General features: G+C 75.8%; 17 protein-coding genes, 1 tRNA gene and 1 pseudogene. 10 read left to right on the top strand and 9 right to left on the bottom strand.

The genetic code is table 11. The annotated features are described in order from the left end of the window. Window positions 1-138: 138 nt before the first annotated feature. The 3 genes from ACIGW2_RS14890 to ACIGW2_RS14880 all read right to left on the bottom strand — a co-directional run bounded on the left by ACIGW2_RS14890 (window position 139) and on the right by ACIGW2_RS14880 (window position 3,133). On the bottom strand, window positions 139-984 hold the full coding sequence (locus tag ACIGW2_RS14890) for an MOSC domain-containing protein (RefSeq protein ID WP_391654945.1): 846 nt from the start codon (window positions 982-984) through the stop codon (window positions 139-141). Window positions 985-1,021: 37 nt separating this feature from the next. Then, entirely contained in the window at window positions 1,022-1,561 is a 540-nt protein-coding gene (locus ACIGW2_RS14885; protein ID WP_361582740.1) for a DUF6643 family protein, read from the bottom strand. Between the two features lie 396 nt (window positions 1,562-1,957). After that, a complete protein-coding gene (locus tag ACIGW2_RS14880; protein ID WP_399843836.1) occupies window positions 1,958-3,133 on the bottom strand; it encodes a glycosyltransferase in 1,176 nt (391 codons plus the stop codon). A 58-nt stretch (window positions 3,134-3,191) separates the two neighbouring features. Here ACIGW2_RS14880 and ACIGW2_RS14875 point away from each other — a divergent pair, with 58 nt between their 5' ends. The 6 genes from ACIGW2_RS14875 (at window position 3,192) to ACIGW2_RS14850 (ending at window position 10,240) form a co-directional block, all read left to right on the top strand. Then, a complete protein-coding gene (locus tag ACIGW2_RS14875) occupies window positions 3,192-3,980 on the top strand; it encodes a glutamate racemase (RefSeq protein ID WP_399843834.1) in 789 nt (262 codons plus the stop codon). Window positions 3,981-4,039: 59 nt separating this feature from the next. Next, window positions 4,040-4,615 carry a hypothetical protein gene (locus ACIGW2_RS14870; protein WP_391654949.1) on the top strand — a complete coding sequence of 192 codons (576 nt, stop codon included), beginning with the start codon at window positions 4,040-4,042 and terminating at the stop codon, window positions 4,613-4,615. A gap of 153 nt (window positions 4,616-4,768) precedes the next feature. Continuing rightward, entirely contained in the window at window positions 4,769-6,412 is a 1,644-nt protein-coding gene (gene lnt, locus ACIGW2_RS14865; RefSeq protein WP_399843831.1) for an apolipoprotein N-acyltransferase, read from the top strand. Window positions 6,413-6,481: 69 nt separating this feature from the next. Beyond that, entirely contained in the window at window positions 6,482-6,964 is a 483-nt protein-coding gene (locus ACIGW2_RS14860; protein ID WP_391654951.1) for an NUDIX domain-containing protein, read from the top strand. 81 nt (window positions 6,965-7,045) lie between these two features. Continuing rightward, the gene (locus tag ACIGW2_RS14855; protein ID WP_399843829.1) at window positions 7,046-8,935 is read left to right on the top strand and encodes a helix-turn-helix domain-containing protein; all 1,890 of its coding nucleotides are present in this window, start codon (window positions 7,046-7,048) and stop codon (window positions 8,933-8,935) included. Window positions 8,936-9,037: 102 nt separating this feature from the next. After that, complete coding sequence (locus ACIGW2_RS14850) at window positions 9,038-10,240, top strand: CaiB/BaiF CoA transferase family protein (protein ID WP_391654953.1); 1,203 nt, start codon at window positions 9,038-9,040, stop codon at window positions 10,238-10,240. Window positions 10,241-10,466: 226 nt separating this feature from the next. Here the strand turns inward: ACIGW2_RS14850 and ACIGW2_RS14845 are convergent, their stop codons facing one another. After that, a complete protein-coding gene (locus tag ACIGW2_RS14845; RefSeq protein WP_391654954.1) occupies window positions 10,467-11,411 on the bottom strand; it encodes a serine/threonine dehydratase in 945 nt (314 codons plus the stop codon). A gap of 156 nt (window positions 11,412-11,567) precedes the next feature. Here ACIGW2_RS14845 and ACIGW2_RS14840 point away from each other — a divergent pair, with 156 nt between their 5' ends. Continuing rightward, window positions 11,568-13,997 carry an MFS transporter gene (locus tag ACIGW2_RS14840; RefSeq protein ID WP_399843826.1) on the top strand — a complete coding sequence of 810 codons (2,430 nt, stop codon included), beginning with the start codon at window positions 11,568-11,570 and terminating at the stop codon, window positions 13,995-13,997. Between the two features lie 29 nt (window positions 13,998-14,026). On the opposite strand, the gene ACIGW2_RS14835 is transcribed toward ACIGW2_RS14840, so the two are convergent. The 5 genes from ACIGW2_RS14835 to ACIGW2_RS14815 form a co-directional block, all read right to left on the bottom strand. After that, window positions 14,027-14,395 carry a BlaI/MecI/CopY family transcriptional regulator gene (locus ACIGW2_RS14835; RefSeq protein WP_391654956.1) on the bottom strand — a complete coding sequence of 123 codons (369 nt, stop codon included), beginning with the start codon at window positions 14,393-14,395 and terminating at the stop codon, window positions 14,027-14,029. 751 nt (window positions 14,396-15,146) lie between these two features. Then, window positions 15,147-15,938: an NUDIX hydrolase gene (locus ACIGW2_RS14830; protein WP_399843824.1), complete on the bottom strand. Its 792-nt coding sequence runs from the start codon at window positions 15,936-15,938 to the stop codon at window positions 15,147-15,149. Beyond that, entirely contained in the window at window positions 15,935-16,708 is a 774-nt protein-coding gene (locus ACIGW2_RS14825; RefSeq protein ID WP_391654958.1) for a hypothetical protein, read from the bottom strand. Before ACIGW2_RS14825 ends, ACIGW2_RS14830 begins: the two co-directional genes overlap by 4 nt. Window positions 16,709-16,841: 133 nt before the next feature. Further along, window positions 16,842-17,303: a hypothetical protein gene (locus ACIGW2_RS14820; RefSeq protein WP_399843822.1), complete on the bottom strand. Its 462-nt coding sequence runs from the start codon at window positions 17,301-17,303 to the stop codon at window positions 16,842-16,844. Continuing rightward, entirely contained in the window at window positions 17,300-18,103 is an 804-nt protein-coding gene (locus tag ACIGW2_RS14815) for a YqjF family protein (RefSeq protein ID WP_399843820.1), read from the bottom strand. The genes ACIGW2_RS14820 and ACIGW2_RS14815 overlap by 4 nt, the downstream gene beginning before the upstream one ends. Window positions 18,104-18,306: 203 nt before the next feature. Between ACIGW2_RS14815 and ACIGW2_RS14810 the strand changes: the two genes are divergently transcribed. From ACIGW2_RS14810 to ACIGW2_RS14800, 3 genes and pseudogenes are all read left to right on the top strand, one after another. Next, window positions 18,307-18,394: transfer RNA gene (locus ACIGW2_RS14810), tRNA-Leu, on the top strand. Window positions 18,395-18,560: 166 nt separating this feature from the next. Next, window positions 18,561-19,373, top strand: a pseudogene (locus ACIGW2_RS14805) (Tat pathway signal sequence domain protein); the annotation flags it as partial. Next, window positions 19,356-19,793 carry a discoidin domain-containing protein gene (locus ACIGW2_RS14800; RefSeq protein ID WP_391655122.1) on the top strand — a complete coding sequence of 146 codons (438 nt, stop codon included), beginning with the start codon at window positions 19,356-19,358 and terminating at the stop codon, window positions 19,791-19,793. The pseudogene ACIGW2_RS14805 and the gene ACIGW2_RS14800, both read left to right, overlap by 18 nt. Window positions 19,794-19,860: the final 67 nt, after the last annotated feature.

Here is a 19,860-nt window from a genome sequence, read left to right as displayed (position 1 = left end):
GCGGGGCCGCTCGGCGGTGTTGCCGCTCTTCCAACGAGTGTCCCCCGGGGGTGGGTTCCGCGCCTGTCGGGAGGAATTCGGGGGGAATTTCGCCGGACCGGGTTCGCCGGGCGGGGGTGCGGTGGCGTGCGGTGCGGCTCAGTCCAGGATCTTCACCGGGTCGCCGACCCGGACCACGCCCCGGTGCTCGGGCACCAGGTTCTGCCCGAAGACCAGCCGGTTGCCCTCGGCGCGGTGCCGGGCGAGGGTGCGCAGCGGCTCCTTGCCGCGCTCGCCGGTGAGCTGGTCGGTGGTGGTGACCACGCAGCGGCCGCAGGTGCGGGCGACCCGGAAGACGACGTCGCCGACGGCGAGCCGCCGCCAGCCGTCCTCGGCCCAGGGCGCGGTGCCGTCGACGACCAGGTTCGGCCGGAAGCGGTTCATGGGCAGCGGGCCCTCGTCGGGGTGGTCGCCCTGGGCGATCAGCGAGTTGAGGGCGTCGAGGGAGGCGGTGGTGGTGATCAGCAGCGGGTAGCCGTCGGCGAAGCTGACGGTCTCTCCGGGCAGCGCGTAGTCGGGGTCGACGGGCCGGCGCCGGGCCGGGTCGTCCATGTGGACCAGGCGTACGGGGCCGTTCAGATAGGTGCTGAACCAGGCGTCGGCGTCCGGCCCGGCGGGCACGGCCCGGACGGTGGTGCCGAAGACCTCCACGGGGATCGTCGCGGTGTGGTCGGCCTCCGCGGCCGGCGCCTCCGGCACCGCCACGGTGAGCGGTTCCATGCCGGGGGCGGTCAGCGTGACGGAGCCGTCCGGCAGCAGCTCGGCGGCGGCCAACGCCAGCCGTGCGTGCTGGCGTTGGGTCACGACCTTGCCGGTGGCGTCCACCGCGGTCCAGCGGCGGTCACCGGCCAGTCCCCAGGGCTGGACCTCCGCCTCCGCGGGGGAGAACCCGCGCAGTGCCTTGACCGGATGGACATGGACGGAGCGCAAGACAGGAATCGGCATGCCCTCATCCTGCCAGTCGCCCCGTCCGGTCCGGGCGTCAGTATCCGCGGCTCTGGTACGGGCGGTTGTACGGGTCGTCGTACGGCGCGGGGGCCGGAGCCGGCGCGGGGCGCGGCGCGGCCGGTCGCATCGCCTCGTACCCGCCGGCCATCGGGCGCGGCTGCTGCTGCGCCTGCGGGCCCGGGTAGCCGCGCGGGGCGGCGGGCTGCTGAGGGATGTACGGGGTGGGCGCGGGCTGCAGCGGCACCGGGGCCATCAGCTGGGTGGCCGGGGCCTGCTGCGGCGCGGGCTGGGGGTAGCCGTAGCCGCCGGCGTGGCCGTGACCGTGGCCGTTGTAGGCCGGGGCGGGGGGCTGCGGGGAGGGCGCCGCCGGGAGGGCGGGCAGGGCCGCGGGCAGCGCCGGCAGATAGCTGCTGCTTCCGGAGTAGCCGTTGCCGGTGTCGTACGCGGAGGGCACTCGGATCGGGGCGATCTGAGGCGTGCCCCGTTCTGCGACGAGCGAGTCGTAGATCGGGGTGTCGGGGAACGACGGCGCGGTGTAGTAACCGCCTCCGTAGGTGGAGCGCGGGGAGGTCATGGCCATAAGTTAAGCCCACGATGTGCTGGATGGGGAGCCCGATAAGCGGGTTGTTTGACGGGTTCGTTGAGACCGTCGATCGGCAATGTGAGCGAATCTGGCAAAAACGGTCGCCCGGCCGGTCCAAGATCCGGAAAAACCCGAGCTGAGAAGGGGTTACCCACGGGTCCGAGAAGGCGGGGAGGCGCTCCCTCCGGGGCGCGCGTCAAGGAATCCTGACGCGGGCGGAGCCGGCTGTTCCGCGGAAGACATGTGCGCAACACAAGGAATTGGTGCCGCGTTCGGGAACGCCCCGGCGGGAAATGTCGTGCACCGGTCACCGAGCCGTCGCGGTGCGTACCGGAAAAGGCTGGACGGGGCACCGAGTTAGCCCCCCCCGCGGCCGACGCGGAGGACTCAGCGGTCCGGGGCCGCCTCCGGGCGCGCGTACGTCCGCCCCTTCCAGGCCGCGCCCCGGCCCCGGTGGTGCTGGACGGCCGAGTCCACCGTCATCAGCAGATAGAGCAACGCGGTCAGCGGCAGCAGCGGCGCGAGCCAGGGCGGCTGCCGGTAGTAGCGCAGCATCGGCAGATACGTTCCCGCCATCACCGCCCACGCGAGCCCGCCCGCCCAGGCGGCCGGAGCGTCCCCGGTGAGCAGCCCGGCGACCAGCGCGCCCGGCGGCACCAGATACACCAGGACCAGTCCCGCCACCGTCCCGGCGAGCAGCGCCGGGTTGTGCCGCAGCTGCGCGTAGGCGCTGCGCGCGACCATCCGCCACAGATCGGCCAGCCGCGGATAGGGGCGGATGCTGTCCACCCGGTCGGCGAGCCCCAGCCACACCCGGCCGCCCGCCCGCCGCACCGCCCGGGCCAGCGACACGTCGTCGATCACCGCCTGCCGGATCGCCGCCGGCACCCCGGCCCGCTCGGCCGTCTTTGCCCGCAGCAGCACACAGCCCCCGGCCGCCGCCGTCGCCCGGGGCTGGCGCCGGTTGATCCAGCGGAAGGGATAGAGCTGACAGAAGAAGTAGACGAAGGCCGGCACGATCAGACGCTCCCAGCCGCTCGCCACCCGCAGCCGCGCCATCTGCGACACCAGGTCCAGCCGGTGCCCGGCCGCCGCCTCCACCAGCAGCCGCAGACTGTCCGGCTCGTGCGCGATGTCCGCGTCCGTCAGCAGCAGGAACTCGGGTCCCCGCGCGCGTGCCAGCGCCATGCCGTGCCGCAACGCCCACAGCTTGCCCGTCCAGCCCGGCTCGGGCTCGCCCGGCGAGACCACCGTCAGCGGCAGCCCGCCGTGACAGGCGGCCAGCTCGGCGGCCCGTTCCCCGGTGCCGTCCGTGCTGCCGTCGTCCACCAGGATCACCTCCGCCGGCCCCGGATAGTCCTGGGCGAGCAGCGAGGGCAGGCTCAGCGGCAGCACCGCGGCCTCGTCCCGGGCCGGGACCACCACCACGACCCCCGGCCACGGGGCCGGCGCCCCGGCGGGCGCGGGCAACCGCTGGTCGGTGCGCCAGAAGAAGCCCTGGCCCAGGAGCAGCCACCCCCAGACGGCCAGAGCGGCGATCGCGATCCACGCAAGCGGGCTCATTCGCCGCAGTCTGCCCCAGATCGCCGGGGAATCAAGGGGCGTCGGCTAGGGTGACCGGGTGAAGATCGCACTGATGGACTCCGGAATCGGCCTGCTCCCGGCTGCGGCGGCGGTCCGCCGCCTGCGGCCCGACGCCGACCTGGTGATCTCCTCCGACCCCGACGGCATGCCCTGGGGGCCGCGCACCGCCGAGGACCTCACCGAGCGGGCCCTCGCGGTCGCCCGGGCCGCCGCCGCGCACGGCCCGGACGCCCTCGTCGTCGGCTGCAACACGGCCTCCGTGCACGCCCTGCCCGCGCTGCGCGCCGCCCTGGAGCCCCGCATTCCGGTCATCGGCACCGTGCCCGCGATCAAGCCCGCCGCCGCCGGCGGCGGCAGGGTCGCCATCTGGGCCACCCCCGCCACCACCGGCAGCCCGTACCAGCGCGGACTGATCCGCGAGTTCGCCGCGGGCGCCGAGGTCACCGAGGTGCCCTGCCCCGGCCTCGCCGACGCCGTCGAGCACGACGACGCCGAGGGCGTGCGACGGGCCGTCGCCGCCGCGGCGGCGCTGACGCCCCCCGACATCCGGGCCCTCGTCCTCGGCTGCACCCACTACGAGCTGGTCGAGGAGCAGATCCGGGCCGCCCTGCCGCGCGCCGCGGGACAGCCCGCGCTCGTTTTCCACGGCTCCGCCGGGGCAGTCGCCGCACAGGCACTGCGCAGGATCGGCGCCGAGGCCGACCCCGCCGCGGCCCCCACGGGCACCCTGACCGTGCTGCACAGCGGCCGGCCGGGCACGCTCACCCCGGCCGCGCTCGCGTACGCCGAGGGCCGCGCGCTCGGAGCGACGGCCGTCGCGCACTGAGGGTGTCCGAACGGCTCCGCCGGGGCGCCGCCCTCGCGGAGAGTGCGTAGGCTGTCACCATGAGGGACCACTCCCAGAACCAGGGTCCCGAGGGACCCGCACCCCCGGTCTGGACCGGTCGCGCGACCAACCGGCTGCAATGGCTGCCGGCCATCGGCGGGGTCGCCTGCATGGCGCTGGGCGTCCTGCTCGCCGTCGAGTCGCCCTGGACCTCGGGCATCGCCCCGCTCCTGATGGCCGTGATCGGCTGTCTCGCCGCCGGCCTGCTCGTGCTCTTCGGCACGCTCGCCTTCGTCCACGTCGCCGTCCGGGTCGACCACCGGGCCATGGAGGTGCGCTGCGGGCACATCGGCGTCCCGCGCCGCCGCATCCCGCTCGCCCACGTCGTCGGCGCCGACTTCGCGCCCTCCGTCACCCCGCGCCAGTGGGGCGGCTGGGGCTACCGCTGGCGCCCCGAGAAGGGCACCGCCGTGGTCGTCCGGCGCGGCGAGGGCCTGGTGCTGCGCCTCGGCGACGGCCGCACCTTCACCGTCACCGTCGACGACGCCGAGTCCGCCGTCCTCACCATCCGCGCCCTGCTCCGCCGCGCCGCCCCGCCGTCGCCCGCCGCGCCGACGGGTCCGGCCGGCGCCTGAGCGCCCGGCGCCCCGCTTCCGCCGTCGTCCGCCGTGTGGTCGTCCCTGCCCCCGCCACCCTGGTGGCCGGGCGAGGGCGCACCCCGCGCCGAAGGGGCGCGGGGGACGGGCCGCACTCCTGATGGGCGCGCCCCGCGCCGTAGACTCCGGCACGTGAGCACCGCCATCGCCTCAGCCGACGCCCCCGCGCCCGAGTCCACCCCCGCCGAGGAGCGGGCCCGCGGCCCGCGGCGGCTGCTGCGGCCCGGCGCGGCCCTGCTGTCCGGGGCGCTGCTCTATCTCAGCTTCCCGCCCCGGCCCCTGTGGTGGCTCGCGCTGCCCGCCTTCGCGCTGCTCGGCTGGACCCTGCGGGGCCGCCGGCCGCGGGCCGGCTTCGGCCTCGGCTTCCTGGCCGGTCTCGGCTTCCTGCTGCCCCTGCTCGTCTGGACCGGAGCGGAGGTCGGTCCCCTGCCGTGGCTCGCGCTCGGCGCCGTCTCCGCGCTGTTCATCGGCGCCGTCGGCCTCGGCATCGCGGCGGTCTCCCGGCTGCCCGCCTGGCCGCTGTTCGCCGCCGGCGTGTGGGTGCTCGGCGAGGCGGCACGCGCGCGCGTGCCGTTCGGCGGCTTCCCCTGGGGCAAGATCGCCTTCGGCCAGGCGGACGGGATGTTCCTGCCGCTCGCCGCCGTCGGCGGCACCCCGGTGCTCGGCTTCGCCGTCGCCCTGTGCGGCTTCGGCCTGTACGAACTGCTGCGTCAGGTCCTCGCCCGGCGGGCCGAGGCGGAAGCAGCGGACCAGGACCAGGACCAGGCCCCGGCCTCCGTACCGGCGCGCGGACCGCTGCTCGCCGCCGCGCTCGCCGTCCTGGTACCCGTCACCGGCGCGCTCGCCGCCCTCCCGCTGGTCTCCGACGCCCCCGAGGACGGCACCGCCACCGTCGCCGCCGTCCAGGGCAACGTCCCCCGCCTCGGCCTCGACTTCAACGCCCAGCGGCGCCAGGTCCTCGACAACCACGCCGCCCGCACCCGCGAGCTCGCCGCCGCCGTCCGGGCCGGCAAGGAGCCGCGCCCCGACTTCGTGCTGTGGCCGGAGAACTCCTCCGACATCGACCCGTACGCCAACCCCGACGCCTACCAGGTGATCGACGAGGCGGTCCGCGAGGTGAACGCACCGACCGTGATCGGCGCCGTCATCGCCCCGCCGACCGGCACGCTGCGCAACACCCTCATCGAGTGGAACCCCGGCAAGGGGCCCGTCGCCGAGTACGACAAGCGGCACGTGCAGCCCTTCGGCGAGTACATCCCGATGCGCTCCTTCGTGCGCCTGTTCAGCAGCGACGTGGACCGGGTCCGCCGCGACTTCGGTCCGGGCCACAAGGTCGGCGTCTTCGACCTGGCCGGTACGAAGGTGGGCCTCGCCACCTGCTACGAGGCGGCCTTCGACTGGGCCGTACGGGACACCGTGACCCACGGCGCCCAGCTGATCACCGTGCCCAGCAACAACGCCACCTTCGGCCGCAGCGAGATGACCTACCAGCAGCTCGCCATGTCCCGGGTGCGCGCCGTCGAGCACAGCCGCAGCGTGGTCGTCCCGGTCACCAGCGGCGTCAGCGCGGTCATCCGCCCGGACGGCACGCTCGTCGCGAAGACGGAGATGTTCACCCCGGACGTGCTCGTCGAGAAGGTCCCGCTGCGCTCCTCGCTGACCCCGGCGACCCGGATGGGCACCCTGCCCGAGGCGCTGCTCGTCGCGCTCGCCGCGGCCGGTCTCGCCTGGTCGGCGACCCGCTCCGTGCGCGCCCGGCGCGGCCGCACCGCCTGAGCACGGCGCCGTCCGGCGCCGGGCCTCGCCGCCGTCCGGGCCGGAACGCCGATGATCTAGGGTCGGGTCATGGGCACCCCTGACTTCATCCGCGACCTCCGCGCCTCGGCCGGCCACCAGCTGCTGTTCCTGCCGGGCGTCTCCGCCGTCGTCTTCGACGACCGGGGACGCGTGCTGCTCGGGCGCCGCGCGGACACCGGCATGTGGGCGATCGTCGGCGGCATCGTCGAGCCCGGCGAGCAGCCCGCCGCCTGCGCCGTGCGCGAGGTGTACGAGGAGACCGGCGTGCACTGCGAGGTGGAGCGGATCGTGCTCGTGCAGACCCTGCGCAAGCCGGTCGTCTACCCCAACGGCGACCAGTGCCAGTTCCTGGACGTGTCCTTCCGCTGCCGGGCGGTCGGCGGCGAGGCCCGGGTCAACGACGACGAGTCCCTCGAGGTCGGCTGGTTCGAGCTGGACGCCCTGCCCCCGATGAAGCGCTTCTCGCACTTCCGCATCGAGCAGGCCCTCAAGGACGAACCCACCTGGTTCGACCCCGGCCACCAGGGCTGAAAGGCGTCCACAGGCCGTTGTCCACAGGCGCTTGTCCACAGGGCTGGTGTGAGCCCCGGTCCGGCAGGTATCCCTGTGACCATGACCCACGCACAGGCCGTCTACCTGGAGCTCCTCGCCCGCGGCGCCGCCACCGAGGCGTACGACCGCCCCGTGCTGCTCGCCCGCGCGAGCGGCACCGGGCCGGACGAGCTGGCCGAGCTGGAGCGGACCAAACAGCTCGCCCTGCGGGTCCGGGCCGAGCTGGAGGGCCGGCGGCGCCGCGAGGCCGAGCTGTCCGCGCTCTTCGAGACCGCCCACGACCTGGCCGGCCTGCGCGACCTCGACGCCGTGCTGCGCGCCATCGTGCAGCGCGCCCGCTCCCTGCTCGGCACCGAGGTCGCCTACCTCAGCCTCAACGACCCGGTGCGCGGCGACACCTACATGCGGGTCACCGAGGGCTCCGTCTCGGCCCGGTTCCAGCAGGTCAGGCTCGGCATGGGGGAGGGCCTCGGCGGACTCGTCGCGCAGACCGCCCGGCCCTACGTCACCGACGACTACTTCCGCGACGAGCGCTTCCAGCACACCGAGGCCATCGACAGCGCCGTCGGCGACGAGGGCCTGGTCGCCATCCTCGGCGTCCCGCTCACCCTCGGCAGCCAGGTCATCGGGGTGCTGTTCGCCGCCGACCGGCGCGCCCGGGTCTTCGAGCGCGAGCAGGTCGCGCTGCTCGGCTCCTTCGCGGCGCACGCCGCCGTCGCCATCGACACCGCCAACCTGCTCGCCGAGACCCGCTCCGCGCTCGCCGAGCTGGAGCGGGCCAACGACATCATCCGCGAGCACAGCGGCGTCATCGAGCGCGCCTCCGAGGTCCACGACCGGCTGACCGAACTCGTCCTGCGCGGCGGCGGCGTCCACGACGTGGCCGCCGCCGTCTCCGAAGTCCTCGGCGGCACGGTCGAGTTCGTCGAGCAGCCGCCCGGCCCCGGGACCCCCGCCGAGGGGCGCGCGACCCGCGACGGCGACGACTGGAGCGCCGCCGTCGCCGCGGGCGGCGAGACCTTCGGCGCCCTGGTGCTGCGCGACCGGCCCGGCCTCGACCCGGTCGACCTGCGCACCCTGGAGCGGGCCGCCCTCGTCACCTCCCTGCTGCTGCTCGCCCGCCGCTCCGCCGGAGAGGCCGAGCAACGGGTCCGCGGCGAGCTCCTGGACGACCTGCTCGACGCCCCCGACCGCGACCGGCGGCTGCTGCGCGAGCGGGCCGCCCGGCTCCGCACCGACACCGACGCCCCGCACGTCGTCCTGGCCGCCCGGATCGACCGCGGCGGCGCGGGCGGCGAGACCGAGCCCGGGGGACAGGAGAGCGCCGACCGGCAGCGGCTCCGCTCCGCCGCCTCCCACCTCGCCGCCACCCGCCACGGCCTGGCCTCCGCCCGCGACGGCGGCACCGTCCTGCTGCTGCCGCTCCGCCCCGGCGAGACCGCCGCCGAGCTCGCCCGGCAGACCGCGGCACACCTCGGCGGCGCCCTGCGCGAGCCCGTCACCGTCGGCGCCTCCGCCCCGGTCACCGCCCCGCTCGCCCACCCCGACCGGGTCGCCCCGGCGTACGAGGAGGCCCGCCGCTGCCTCGACGCCCTGCGCCTGCTGCACCGCCAGGGCGAGGGCGCCGCCGCCGAGGACCTCGGCTTCCTCGGACTGCTGCTCGCCGACACCGGTGACATCGAGGGCTTCGTCGAGCGCACCATCGGCCAGGTCGTCGGCTACGACCGCCGCCGCGGCACCGACCTGGTGCGCACCCTGGACGCCTACTTCGCCAGCGGCATGAGCCCCGCCCGCACCAAGGACGACCTCCACGTGCACGTCAACACCGTGGCCCAGCGCCTGGAGCGGATCGGCCGGCTCCTCGGCCCCGACTGGCAGGCGCCGGCCCGCGCCCTGGAGATACAGCTGGCCCTCCGGCTGCACGCCCTCGCCCCGGCCGTCATACGCTGACCCCGCCCCGCCCCGCCCCGCCCCGCCCTTCCGCCGCCTTCCGCCTCGTTCCGCCCTTCCGTCCAGCCCCGCCCGCTCCGTGCCGTCCCAGGAGGTCGCCCGATGACCGGACGCCTTGCCGACCCGCCGCCGCTCGCCGGCATCACCGTCGTCAGCCTCGAACAGGCGGTGGCCGCCCCCTTCGCCACCCGCCAGCTCGCCGACCTCGGCGCCCGGGTGATCAAGGTCGAGCGGCCCGGCGACGGCGACTTCGCCCGGCGCTACGACACCACCGTGCACGGCGAGTCCAGCTACTTCGTCTGGCTCAACCGCTCCAAGGAGTCGATCACCCTCGACCTGAAGACGGACGCCGGCCGCGAGGTCCTGGAGCGGCTGCTCGCCCGCGCCGACGTCTTCGTGCAGAACCTCGCCCCCGGCGCCGCCGACCGCCTCGGGCTCGGCCCGGACGCACTCGCCGAGCGCTTCCCGTCCCTCATCCCGGCCGGCCTCTCCGGCTGGGGCACCAGCGGCCCCTGGTCCGGGCGCAAGGCCTACGACCTGCTCGTGCAGTGCCAGACCGGCCTGGTCTCCCTCACCGGCAACGAGCACGGCACCGCCCGGGCCGGGATCTCCGTCGCCGACATCGCCGGCGGCATGTACCTCTACAGCGGCATCCTCACCGCCCTGTTCACCCGCGCCACCACCGGCAGGGCCCGGGCCGTGGAGGTCTCCCTCTTCGAGGCGCTCGCCGAGTGGATGCACCAGCCCGCCTACTACACCCGCTTCGGCGGCGCCCAGCCGCCGCGCATCGGCACCCGGCACGCCACCATCGCCCCCTACGGCGCCTTCACCGCCGCCGACGGCAAGGACGTGCTCTTCTCCATCCAGAACGAACGCGAATGGGCCGCCCTCTGCGAGCGGTTCCTGGGCCGGCCCGAACTCACCGACGACCCGCGCTTCGCCACCGGCTCCGACCGGGTCGCCCACCGCGACGAGCTGGACGCGCTGGTCGCCGCACGGTTCACGGAGCTGGACAGCGCCACCGCCGGCCGGATCCTCGACGAGGCCGGCATCGCGAACGCCGGCGTCAACGACATGGCCGCCTTCCTCGACCACCCGGTGCTCGAAGCCCGCGAGCGCTGGCGCGACGTCCGGATACCCGACGGGACGCCCGTGCCCGCCCTCCTGCCCCCGGCCGACCTGGCGGGCACCGCACCGCGCATGGACCCGGTCCCCGCCGTCGGCGAGCACACCGAACCGCTCCTCGCCGAACTCGGCTACGCAGCCGCCGAGATCGCCGCGATGCGCGCCGCCCACGCGATCTGACCGCGTCCGGTCCGGTCGTACCCGCCGACCTCCGCGCGGGACCGCACGGAGACGGGCGGCCGCTCGCGGAACCACGCGCAGACGGCGCGGCCGTACGGAGGACCTTCCAGACCGGGGTCCCGAGTCCGGCCGCACGTGCTCGACACGCCGGCCGGCCCCGGCACGCGACGCCCCCGCCGCCGTGTACCCCCGGCCGCCCGCTCCCGGCCCCGGGCCGGGCCGCTCGTCACACCACCAGGTCCGAGGGGTCGGTGTTGGCCCCGCACAGCACCACGCACACCTTCTCGCCGCGCTCCGGCCGGTAACCGCCGCCCGACAGCGCCGCGTACGCGGTCGAGGCGGCGTGCTCGACCACGAGCCGCCGCTCCTCCCACAGCGCCCGCCGGGCGCGGACGATCTCCGCGTCCGGGACCAGCAGCGTGCGCACCCCGTCCTGCCGGGCCGCCTCCAGGGCCGCCGCCGAGACCCGCCGGGCCCCGAGCGAGTCCGCCGCCACCGAGTCCACCGGCACGTCGACCGGCGCGCCCGCGCCGAGCGCCGCGTCCAGCGCCCGGCAGTGCTCCGGCTCCACCGCCACCATCCGCACGCCGTGCTCGCGCGCCGCCGTCGCCATCCCGGCGAACAGCCCGCCCCCGCCGACCGACACCACCACCGTGTCCACCCCGGGGACCCGCGCCCGGATCTCCTCCAGAAGGGTGCCCGCGCCCGCCGCGATCAGCGGGTGGTCGTAGGCGTGCGAGGCCAGCGCCCCGCTCTCGGCCGCGAAGGACCCGCAGGCGGCCAGCGCCTCCGCGTACTCCCGGCCGGCCAGCCGCACGTCCGCCCCGTACCCGCGCAGCCGCTCCACCTTCACCCGCGGCGCCGTCTCCGGCAGGAACACCGTCGCCCGGACGCCGGCCCGCCGCGCCGCCCACGCGCAGGCGAGCCCGGCGTTCCCGCCGGAGGCGATCGTCACGCCCGCTTCCGGCAGGGTGCCGGCCTCCCGGTGCGCCTGGAGGAAGTTGTGCGCGCCGCGCGCCTTGAACGAGCCGGTGTGCTGGAGGAACTCGAGCGCGAGGAAGAGCTCGTGGCCCCCCTCCCCGGTCTCGGCGGGGGCGATCGCGACGGGCCGGACCCGGTCCGCGACCCGCTCGACCGCCGCCTTCACGTCTCCGTAACTGAGGGTCTGCACGGTGCTGCTCCTGGGACGAGGGAGGAAGGGACATCCACTGCCGTGCCGACGATCATCGCACCGCCCGTGCCCGCCCCGGCACGGACGGGCCGATGGGGCAGCCCGATCCACCCAACCCCCCACCGCCTCGCGGCCGTTGCACTATCTTCCTCAGTCGTGGACCAGTTGACCGCGGAAGACCCCAGCCACATCGGCCCCTACCGGCTCATCGCCCGCCTCGGCGCGGGCGGCATGGGACTCGTCTACCTCGGGCGCTCCGAGGGCGGGCGGACGGTGGCCGTGAAGGTCGTCCAGGCCGAGTACGCGGGGAACGCGGAATTCCGGCGGCGCTTCGCACGCGAGGTGGCCGCCGCCCGGCGGGTCGGCGGGGACTGGACCGCGGCCGTGCTCGACGCCGACCACGAGGCCGCCGTGCCGTGGGTGGCCACCCAGTACATCCCCGGGCCCGACCTGCACTCCGTCGTCGCCCGGGACTTCGGCCCGCTCCCGGAGCACTCGGTGCGCGCCCTCGCCAACCGGCTCGCGCTCGCCCTCGGCGCCGTCCACGGCGCCGGGCTGATCCACCGCGACCTCAAGCCGTCCAACGTCCTCGTGACCGTGGACGGCCCCCGCGTCATCGACTTCGGCATCGCCCGGGCCATGGACAGCCTCGCCGGCGACAGCCTGCACACCCGCACCGGCATGCTCATCGGCTCGCCCGGCTTCATGTCCCCGGAACAGGTCCGCGGCCTGGAACTCACCCCGGCCAGCGACGTGTTCTGCCTCGGCGCGGTCCTCGTCCACGCCGCGACCGGGCGGATGCTCTTCGGTGCCACGGACTCCGGCCTCAACGCCCACCTCTTCCGGGTCGCCGAGGAGGAGGCCGACCTCACCGGCGTGCCCGACGCGCTCGTCGACCTCGTCCGCGCCTGCCTGGAGAAGGACCCGGCCCGCCGGCCCACCCCGCGCGAGATCGCCGAACGCACCGCCACCGAGGACACCGAGGAATGGCTGCCCGGCCCCGTGCTCGCCCAACTGGGCCGCCACGCCGCACGGTTGCTCGACTTCGCCCCGGCCGCCCGGCCCGGCCCCGCCGTGCCCGCGCAGCCGGACCCGCGACTCGCCCTCGCCCACCAGGCCGCCGCCCCCGGCGCGTACACCCCGACGGCACCCGCGCACCCCGCACCCTCCGACCCCGCGGGCCCGGTGGCCGCGCCGCCCGCCGCGCCACCGGACGGCGGGGCACCCGGCGGCGGCCGGCGCCGGTGGACCCTCGCCCTGGCCGCCCTCGTCCAGCTCCTCGTGGTGATCGACGCCGCCGTCTTCGCCCTCTCCGCCCCGTACCTCCAGCGGGACCTGGGCCTCCCCGACGCCTTCATGAGCCCGCTGTTCCCGGCGTACGCGGCCGGACTCGCCGCCCTGCTGCCGCTCGGCGGGCACCTCGTGGACCGGGCCGGGCCCAGGGCCGCCGTACTCGCCGGACTCGGGGCCCTCGTGGTGGCGGCCGTCGTCGAAGGGTTCATGATCGACGCCGTGGCCGCCGGACGGTCCACCGTGACCGTGCTGGTCGCCGCCCGCGTGCTGCACGGACTCGCCGCCGCCCTCCTCACCCCCGGCGCGCTCGCCCTCGTGGCCCGCTCCGCCACCGACCCGCGGCAGCGGCGGGCGGGCATCGGCGTGTACGCGGCCGTGACGGCAGGCGGCGGGGCCGCGGCCGCGATCGCCGCCGGCAGCCTCATCGAGTTCCTCAGCTGGCGCCTCGCCACGTACGCCGCGATCCCCTGCGCCCTGCTCGCCCTGATCGGCGCGGTACGGCTCCGGACCGGGCGGGCCTCCGGGCCCGGCGGGCCCATCGACCTGACCGGGGTGCTGCTCGGCGGCCTCGGCCTCGGCGCCCTCGCCTACGGGCTCGCCGCCGTCAACGACGTCCACCGCGGCGAGATGGACCAGGTCGCCGCGGTGACGGGCCTGATCGGCCTGGCGCTCACCGCCGCCTTCCTGCGGCAGCAGCGCACCGCGCCCGCCGCGCTCCTCGGCCCGGACGCCCTCAAGGACCGGGCCCGCTGCGGCGCCTACGCCGGTCTGGTCCTGCTCGGGGTCGCCCTCTTCGGCCTGTACGACGGGACGAGCATGCGTCTCTTCCGCGAACTGGGACTCGCGCCGTTCGTCGCCGGCCTGTTGGTGCTGCCCGCCCTCCTGGCCGCCTTCGTGGGCGCACGGCTCGCCGTCGCGCGGATCGCGCGGAACGGGCAGGTCCGCTCCTTGATCGTCCTCGGGGCGCTGCTCACGGCGGTGGGCCTCGGCCTGCTCGGCGCCCTCCCGTTCCACCTCGGCTACGCCGTCGCCGTCCTCCCGGCCCTGCTCCTCGCCGGCCTCGGCGCCGGTCTCGCCGCCGTCCCGCTCTACGCCCTCGCCGTCCCGGACGCGCCCGGTGTCCGGACCGGTGGCACGGCGGCCCTCGCCGGGTACGGCACCCCGCTCGGCACCGCACTCGGCACCCTGGCGGCCGGCGGGGCCCTCCTCGCCGGGGCCCTGGCCGGGGCGGTCGCCGCCCTGCTCGCCGCGCTGGTCGCCGGGCTGACGGCGGGCCGGACCGAGCTCCGCTGAGCCCGGGCCCCCCTCCGCGCTTGGGTTGGTCAGTCCTCGGCAGCGCGGCCGGCCGCACGCAGTGCGGTCCGCAGCGCGGCGCGCCCGCCCTCGTCGAGGTTCGCCACGAAGGCGGCCAGGACGGCGGGGCGGTCCTCGCCCGCGGCCAGGCCGTCCTCCATCAGCGCGGCGGCATAGGCCTCCCGGGTGGCGGCCGCCCGGTAGACCCAGATCCGGCCCTCACGGGCCCGGGTGAGATAGCCCTTGTGGAACAGGATCGTGGTCACCGTGGTGACGGTGGTGTAGGCGATGTCCCGGTGCTGGTTGATGTCGTCGACGACCTCGCGGACCGTGGCGGGCCGGTTCCACTTCCAGAAGCGGTCCATGATCTCCGCCTCCAGGTCCCCCAGCCTGCGCATCGTCCCCCCGTGTGCTGCCCGCTGCGTCCACTCCGGCGGGCTTCATAGTAGACGCGCGGCACCGGCCCCGGGCCGGGCCTGAGCCGTCCCTTCCGGATCTTGCCAGGCTCTCGACTCCCCCTGGACTTCGCCCGGGTGAGCGCCCCCGGCGGAGCGTGGGGAGTGCCCCGGCACCGTGCCTCGCGGCGTTGTCGTCGGTCGCCGACGGCCTCTGGGCTGCGCCCGGGCACCCGTCGCGACCGCCCTGCCGGCCGTCGGCCTGGCGGCCTGTCGGCCCGGGGCGCCGCCACCTCCGCCTTGTGATCCTTCCCCTGGGCCTTGGCGGGCCGGGGGAGGCCCCACCCTCGGCCCTGGCGGGCCTGGGGAAGCGCCAACCCTGGGACCCGGCGGGGCGGGCCCGGGAAGGCCCCGTGCCCTGGGCGCCGCTCTCGCCCGTAGCCCTTCGGGTACGGGAGGCACCCCGGATCCGGCCCGATCCGGCCTGACCCGGAGGAAGCGACCTTTGGCAGTGGCGTGATCGCGCCGGTGCGTGTTCACGCAGCCGGGCAACCCTGGCCGGGCTGCGGCGGGTTGGACAGGATGGGAGCACGGCGCGAGCCCCCGCGGCACGGGGAGGAACTCGCGTCCACGGCACGGACCGGGCGGTGTGCTGGAGGAGTCGCCACGACGGGAGAACCCTCCCCCCGTCCCCGTCGAGGGCGCGGCACCGCCCGGTCCGGCCGTCCGGCATCTCCCGGACGGCCGGGACGGTTCAACGGAGCTCCGCCCGGTAGCGGGCGAGCAGCCCGGGCAGATAGTCGGCGTACGGACCGGAGGCGGCCGGACCGGAACGGCGGGCGTCGGCGGCGGGCCCCGTGAAGGCCAGCACGTCGAGCTCCGGCACCAGACCGCGGGACCGCTCCTCCGCCACCAGCGCCGCATGGCACCGGCGCACCCGCGCCGCCGGGACTTCGGGTGCCAGGAAGTGGAAGCCGATGCTGCCGAAGCGCGTCCCGCGGGTGAGCCCCCACAGCCGCAGCGCCGACTCCGCCACCACCAGGCCCACTTCCTCGGCGAGCTCGACCGCCGCGTGCCGGCGCAGCAGCGACAGCTCCAACGGGCTCCCGGGCCCGGGCGGTTCGGCGCCGCCGCCGGGCAGGCTCCAGCGGCCCGGCGCCGCCGTCGTGTGCGCGCCGCACCCGAGGACCAAGCCCTCCTCCGTGGGCTGCAGCACCGTCACGTACACCGAGCCCGGCACCGCCGCGGCCGGCCGCAGCTCCCGCAGCGCACGGTGCCGGTAGCTCATCCGGGCCCAGCGCAGCGCCGTACGGCCGGGCGTCGATCGGTCGAGGCCGAGGGCCGCGACGACGGGGCCGTCGAAGGTGGCCGGGTTGGCGGCGGTGGCGGCGGCCCAGTGGCGGTCGACGGCGCGGCGCTCCTCGGCGGAGAGCGGGGGCGGCGGGCACTCGACGAAGTCGATCCGGGCGGGGGCGTCGGCGGCGGGGTCGTGGAGGTCGAGGAACTCGACGGCCGGGGTGCCGCCGTGGACCGGACCGGCCGTCATGCGGGGAGCCGGCCGGCGGTCTCGGCGGCCGCCGCCTCCCACGCCCGGGTCAGCCCGTCGAGCCAGGCGGGCGGCAGCTCGGCCGCGTCCCACTCGACCCGCAGCTCGTCGGGCGCGGTGAGCAGGCGCTCCAGGACGGCGATGCTGGTGGGCGAGTGCAGGAGCGAGTAGCGGCCGTGGATGGCGATCGCGCTGCCCGGGCCGTGCTCCGCGTACATCCGGGCCACGCGCCCACGCCGGTCCTCGGCGAAGCGCGTCAGCGTCCCCGCGTACGCCGCTCGCTGACGTGCCGTCATGGTGCCGAGCACGGCCGTGAGGACCTGCTCGGAGACCTCGGGGTCGAGGTCGGAGACATCGGTGAAGGAGAGGTAGAGCGGCAGCACGACCACCTTGGCCCGCTCCAGCTCCATCCGGCCCACCGGCGGGCGCGGTCCGGCGGCGGAGTCGTCCCCGGAACCGTCCCCCGTGTCGCGGCCGACGGCCTCCCGCAGGGTCCGCTCCGCGCGGGCGGCGAGCCCCTCGGCCGTGGCCCGCGCGCCGTCCCGCCAGCCCTCGGCGTAACTCCCGGGCCGGTCGCCGGGCGCGTCGGCGGTCAACTCGTCCAGCTCCCGCCGGGCCAGGGTCAGGGCGCCGGCCTCGACGAGCCCGATGAGCTCCTCCGCGTCGCCGGAGTAGACCCCGGCCCGCGCGAGGAGCTGGACCAGCGTCGTCTTCGCGTTGCGGACGTCGGCCTCGTCCAGTCGGGGCCGGTCTTCCTCGCTGGCGTTCAATGGGTCCTCCTCGTCGCAGAGCCGCGCCGTCGCGAGCCTACGTCGCCGGGGCCCGGCGACGCCGACGGGGACACGGACGAGTGGACGCGGCCACCCCCGTACCCCTCCTGTCCTGCCGACGCGCGGCACGGCGTCAGTCCGGCCGCGCCGGGACCGTCGTCCCCGCCGGGCCGGCCGGCGGCGCCCCCGCGGTGCGTTCCCGCGGCACCGCCACCACCTGGACCTCGTCCTCGTACACGATCCGGCCCGGATCGGCCGACTCCAGCCGCTCGTACGGGACGCCGTGCGCGTCCAGCAGGGCCAGATAGGGCGGCACCCGGGCGAGCAGATGGCCGGCGGTGCTCTTGAACCAGGCCACCGCGCCCGGGTTCACCACGGGGTCGTAGACCAGGGGGTCGGTGTCGGAGGGATTCGGGTAGGCGGCGTCGTACCAGTCGTTGGCGGCCCGCCAGAAGTGGTGCTCCGGTGCGGTCAGGAGTCCCTGCCGGGCGAGGCCGTTGGCCAGCGCGAAGACGCCCGGGAAGTGCCCTCGCGGGCTGCGCCGCGTGCCCTGGAAGCGGATGTACCGGACGGCGTCCGGGGCGACGGCGGTCACGAGGCCGGGCCCGCGGGACGCTGGACCGGGATCCGGGTCGGGATTCGGGCCGGGGTCCGGGCCGGCGGGCCGAAGCGGACCGGGACGCCGGGGGAGTGCAGGACGCTCACCGGTTCGCCCGGCGGGCGGGTCAGGCCCGCCGCGGCGACCAGGTCCTCGTCGTACGCGAGCAGTTCGGCCCGGTGCAGCGGCCAGCGCGGGTGCGCGTTCGGCAGCAGGCGCGGGCGGCCGAAGGCGGTGGTGTGCAGGCCCCAGCGGGCGGTGAGGAAGTGCTCCAGCGGGGTCGGCTCCGTGACCGGAGCGCCGATCCGCACGGTGAGGTCGCCGCGCGCGCCGCGCGGTCCCGGCCAGCGCCGGCGGCTCGTGTACGTCAGGGTGTCGCCGTCCCGGCGGACGGTCATCCGGGACCAGACGTACGGGATGCGGAAGGCCCACCGGCCGATCGCCACCGGCAGCAGCCGCGAGGCGTCGAGCGAGCGGAAGACGACACCCCGGCGCCCGTGCTCGTCGACCGAGTACAGCCGCACGTTGGTCTCCGGGAAGCTCCCCAGGTACGGCACGCCCGGGAGACCGAACCAGCCGACCCGGTGCATCCGGAACGCCACGAGCCCGACGTGCGCGGCCCCGTCGAAGGTGTCCGGGACCGTGCCCGGCGGCAGCAGCGGCGCGACGTCCGCCGGGTCCACGGCCCAGTGCACGAAGGCGAGATCGAGCCAGGACTGGGTGAGCAGGGTGGGCCCGGTGAGCACCGGAGGGTCGGCGGATATCGGCTCCGGGGCGGTGCGCGGCGTCGACGGCATCGCAGCAGTATGGCAAGCGCCCGCGCCCGCCGTCCCCGACGACCCGCCCGCCGTCCCCGACGACGGACCGGTAGACCGGCCGGCCGGGCCGGTCGCCCCGGGGTGCACGGCGCTGACCACCGGAAACGTGGTGAACACGAGCTCGAACACCTGGTAGATTGATCCATGTCGCCGCGGGCCGCAGGGCCCGGGACGGCTCACCTGTCCGGGTGGCGGAATGGCAGACGCGCTAGCTTGAGGTGCTAGTGCCCTTTATCGGGCGTGGGGGTTCAAGTCCCCCCTCGGACACCACGGTTCCTCGGGAACATCGCGCGGTGGGGTGGCAGGATTTCGGTCCGGCCACCCCATCGTCGTTTTTCGTGCGAAGACTGTCAGGAACCTTTACTAACGGCTGTCGTGGCGGCAGCATGTCGTGCATTCCTCACGCCCGTCCCTTCCCCCCACCCGGAGGTGGCGCATGGCACGACCCGCACACGCGTTCCGGCGGCGCACGCTCCCCACCGTCCTCGCGGCGGCCCTCGGGGCGCTCGCCCTCGCCCTGCTCGGCAGCCTCACCGCGCCGCCGCAGGCCCAGGCCGCGCCCGTCTGGACGCTGCGCTGGTCGCCCGATCCGACCGTCCAGGGCCTCGGCGCCTTCGAGACCGTCGAGGACGACCGGGCCGACTCGCACACGAGTTTCGGGCCGCACATCAAGGTCTCCGGCGACGCCTACCGCTTTGACATGCACATGGTCGACCGCGACTCCTCGGACGACCGGCAGCGCCAGGAGGTGACCGGAAACCGCACCTCTTCGACGAGTTACCTGTCCTGGAAGCCCGGCGAGACCTGGCGCGTCACGTACTCGATGTACATCCCGAGCTCGCTGATGGCGACCACCACCTTCACCCACATCATGCAGACCAAGCAGCCCGGCGACGGCTCCTCGCCGATCACCGTCACCTCGCTGCGCCGGGTCAACGGCAAGCAGACCATCGAGCACAAGATCTTCGCCGACAACATCCTCGTCGGCCGCACCGACCTCGAACCGCTGCAGAACAAGTGGATCGACATCGAGTACGAGATGAAGATCGGCGACGGCACCAGCGGCTCGGTGCGCTGGGTCGTCAAGAGTGCCGGCACCACGATCGTGGACGCCACCAAGACCGGCGTCGACACCTTCCTCGCCGACCGGGTCCGCCCCAAGTGGGGCATCTACCGCTCCCTCGGCGACACCTCCGGCTCCCTGCGCGACACCTACCTCCTGCTGCGCAACATGCGCGCCTACCAGCTGACCGACTCCGGCACCCCCGCCCCCGACGCCCTGCTCTCCCAGGGCCGGCCCGCCACCGCCTCCTCCGTCGAGGCCGCCGGACTCGAGGCCGACAAGGCCGTCGACGGACAGTCCACCAGCCGCTGGGCCTCCGCCGAGGGCGTCGACCCGCAATGGCTGCGCGTCGACCTCGGCGCCCCCGCCGCCCTCTCCCGGATCCGCCTCGACTGGGAGGCCGCCTACGCCCGCTCCTACCGCCTCCAGGGCTCCCTCGACGGCACCACCTGGACCGATCTCCACAGCACCACCAGCGGAGACGGCGGCACCGACGACGTGACGGTGACCGGCACCGCCCGCTACGTCCGCGTGTACGGCACCCAGCGCGCCACCCCGTACGGCTACTCCCTCTACGAGTTCAAGGTCTACGGCAGCGCCACCTAGAGGGGCCCTTCGGGGCCCCGGCAGGAAAGCCGAGGCGGCGGACCCGCGCCGCCGCCTACGGTGGGGA

Source organism: Streptomyces sp. NPDC053541 (genome assembly GCF_044544705.1).
Lineage (GTDB): Bacteria > Actinomycetota > Actinomycetes > Streptomycetales > Streptomycetaceae > Streptomyces.
This window is presented reverse-complemented; position numbering and strand designations above follow the sequence as displayed.

What these genes read in the sequence shown, in the direction of transcription:
- ACIGW2_RS14860 (WP_391654951.1), top strand. Translation starts at nt 6,482, where the DNA reads ATGGGCACCCCTGACTTCATCCGCGACCTCCGCGCCTCGGCCGGCCAC.
- ACIGW2_RS14850 (WP_391654953.1), top strand. Translation starts at nt 9,038, where the DNA reads ATGACCGGACGCCTTGCCGACCCGCCGCCGCTCGCCGGCATCACCGTC.
- ACIGW2_RS14870 (WP_391654949.1), top strand. Translation starts at nt 4,040, where the DNA reads ATGAGGGACCACTCCCAGAACCAGGGTCCCGAGGGACCCGCACCCCCG.
- ACIGW2_RS14890 (WP_391654945.1), bottom strand. Translation starts at nt 984, where the DNA reads ATGCCGATTCCTGTCTTGCGCTCCGTCCATGTCCATCCGGTCAAGGCA.
- ACIGW2_RS14880 (WP_399843836.1), bottom strand. Translation starts at nt 3,133, where the DNA reads ATGAGCCCGCTTGCGTGGATCGCGATCGCCGCTCTGGCCGTCTGGGGG.
- ACIGW2_RS14885 (WP_361582740.1), bottom strand. Translation starts at nt 1,561, where the DNA reads ATGACCTCCCCGCGCTCCACCTACGGAGGCGGTTACTACACCGCGCCG.
- ACIGW2_RS14800 (WP_391655122.1), top strand. Translation starts at nt 19,356, where the DNA reads ATGCGCGCCTACCAGCTGACCGACTCCGGCACCCCCGCCCCCGACGCC.
- ACIGW2_RS14855 (WP_399843829.1), top strand. Translation starts at nt 7,046, where the DNA reads ATGACCCACGCACAGGCCGTCTACCTGGAGCTCCTCGCCCGCGGCGCC.
- ACIGW2_RS14830 (WP_399843824.1), bottom strand. Translation starts at nt 15,938, where the DNA reads ATGACGGCCGGTCCGGTCCACGGCGGCACCCCGGCCGTCGAGTTCCTC.
- ACIGW2_RS14835 (WP_391654956.1), bottom strand. Translation starts at nt 14,395, where the DNA reads ATGCGCAGGCTGGGGGACCTGGAGGCGGAGATCATGGACCGCTTCTGG.
- ACIGW2_RS14815 (WP_399843820.1), bottom strand. Translation starts at nt 18,103, where the DNA reads ATGCCGTCGACGCCGCGCACCGCCCCGGAGCCGATATCCGCCGACCCT.